Annotated in this window: 1 protein-coding gene; it reads left to right on the top strand. The window is 61.4% G+C overall.

The genetic code is table 11. The features are described from left to right. Window positions 1-112: 112 nt before the first annotated feature. Window positions 113-2,351, top strand: a 2,239-nt coding sequence (locus tag BKD70_RS22695) for an FAD-binding and (Fe-S)-binding domain-containing protein (RefSeq protein ID WP_070415442.1), incomplete at its 3' end; no start/stop codon positions are given.

Here is a 2,351-nt window from a genome sequence, read left to right as displayed (position 1 = left end):
TTGGCGCAGGCGTACTGGTTCACCGGTATGCTGGTGCACTGAGGCCTGCACGTAATAGGGTAAGAATCGACGCCGGGGCATCCTTCCGGCGTCTGCTATTTCTGGAGGACCGATGAGCCTGCCTGCTGCTTTTTTGAGCGACGTCGCACAACTGATCCCGCAAGATCGCCGCTTCGACGATCCACTTTCCACCCTCGCCTTCGGCACCGACGCCAGCTTCTACCGACTGATCCCACAGTTGGTGATTCGCGTGGAGTCAGAAGACGAAGTGGTAACTCTGCTGCAACTGGCCCAGCGCGACCGCGTACCGGTGACCTTCCGTGCCGCAGGCACCAGCCTCTCGGGCCAAGCCATCAGCGACTCGGTGCTGATCGTGCTGGGTGATAACTGGAATCACCGCGAAATTCGCGGGCAAGGCACCCAGATCCGCCTGCAACCGGGTGTGATCGGCGCCCAGGCCAACGCCTGGCTCGCACCGTTCGGGCGCAAGATCGGCCCGGACCCTGCGTCCATCAATGCTTGCAAGATCGGCGGTATCGTCGCCAACAACGCCAGTGGCATGTGCTGCGGCACGGCGCAAAACACCTACCACACCCTGGCGGGCATCCGTCTGGTGCTGGCCGATGGCAGCCGCCTGGACACCGAAGATGCCGCCAGCGTGCAAGCCTTCCGCCAGTCACATAGCGCACTGCTTGAACGCCTGGCCCTGTTGGGTCGCGAAACACGGGCAAATAATGAGCTGGCGGCAAAGATCCGCCACAAATACCGCCTGAAAAATACCACCGGCCTGTCACTCAATGCCTTGGTGGATTTCGATGACCCGCTGGATATCCTCAGCCACCTGCTGGTCGGCTCCGAGGGCACCCTGGGATTTATCAGTGCGGTCACCTACGACACCGTGATCGATCACCCCAACAAAGCCTCGGCGCTGATCGTCTTCCCGGACGTCGAAACCTGCTGCAACGCAGTCACCGTGCTGAAAACCCAGCCAGTCTCCGCCGTTGAACTGCTGGACCGACGCAGCATGCGCTCGGTGCAGGACAAACCAGGCATGCCTGCTTTCGTACAGCACCTATCGGAAAACGCCTGCGCACTATTGATCGAATCCCGCGCCGCTTCGCCATCGCTGCTGCACGAACAACTGACGCGCATCATGGCCTCCCTGGCGGCGTTTCCCGTGGAGCAACAAGTCGACTTCACCGAAGACCCACTGGAAAACGCACGCCTGTGGGCCATCCGCAAAGACACCTTCCCCGCCGTAGGTGCCGTGCGCAAAACCGGCACCACCGTGATCATCGAAGACGTGACCTTCCCGGTAGAACAACTGGCGATTGGCGTGAATCGCTTGATCGCACTGTTCGACAAACATCACTACGACGAAGCCATCCTTTTCGGACACGCCCTGGAAGGCAATCTGCACTTTGTGTTCACTCAAGGCTTCAACAGCAGCGAAGAAGTCGCACGCTATCAAGCGTTCATGGACGACGTCGCGCAACTGGTTGCCGTGGAGTTCGGTGGCTCGCTGAAGGCTGAACACGGCACCGGCCGCAATATGGCCCCTTTCGTCGAACTGGAATGGGGCAGCGACGCCTATCAATTGATGTGGCAACTCAAGCGCCTGCTCGACCCCAACGGCATCCTCAACCCGGACGTGGTACTCAGCGAAGACCCGCAGATCCACCTCAAACACCTCAAGCCGTTGCCCGCCGCCGATGAGCTTGTGGATAAGTGCATCGAGTGCGGGTTCTGCGAGCCGGTGTGCCCCTCAAAAGGCCTGACCCTGAGCCCGCGCCAGCGCATCGTGATCTGGCGCGACATCCAGGCGAAAAAACGCGCAGGCGTGGACACCACCGTACTGGAAGCGGCCTACCACTACCAAGGCATCGACACCTGCGCCGCCACCGGCTTATGCGCGCAACGTTGCCCTGTAGGCATCAATACCGGCGACCTGGTGAAAAAGCTGCGCAGCCGCGAAGCCGACCGTACGAAAACCGCCGACTGGCTCGCCAGCCATTTCGCCACCGCACTGCAAGGTGCGCGCTTTACCCTGCACGTCGCCAATGGCGCACGCATGCTGCTGGGCGCCCCACGGCTGGCCAAGCTCTCGAGCACACTGACCAAGCTGTCCAAAGGGCAAATTCCGCAGTGGACCAACGCCATGCCGCAGCCCGAAAAAGCCATCCGCTTCAGCCCGGCAGTGACGGACGCGCGCCCGCGCGTGGTCTATCTGGCCACCTGTGTCTCCCGCGCCATGGGCCCGGCAGCCGGCGATAAAGAGCAGATGTCGCTGTACGACAAAACCCGCCAGTTGCTGGAAAAAGCCGGCTACCAGGTAGTCTTCCCCGACAACC

The organism is Pseudomonas sp. BS-2016 (assembly GCF_001806145.1).
GTDB lineage: Bacteria > Pseudomonadota > Gammaproteobacteria > Pseudomonadales > Pseudomonadaceae > Aquipseudomonas > Aquipseudomonas lundensis.
Note: the sequence above shows the minus strand (reverse complement) of the source record. Positions and strands in the feature narration are given on the sequence as shown.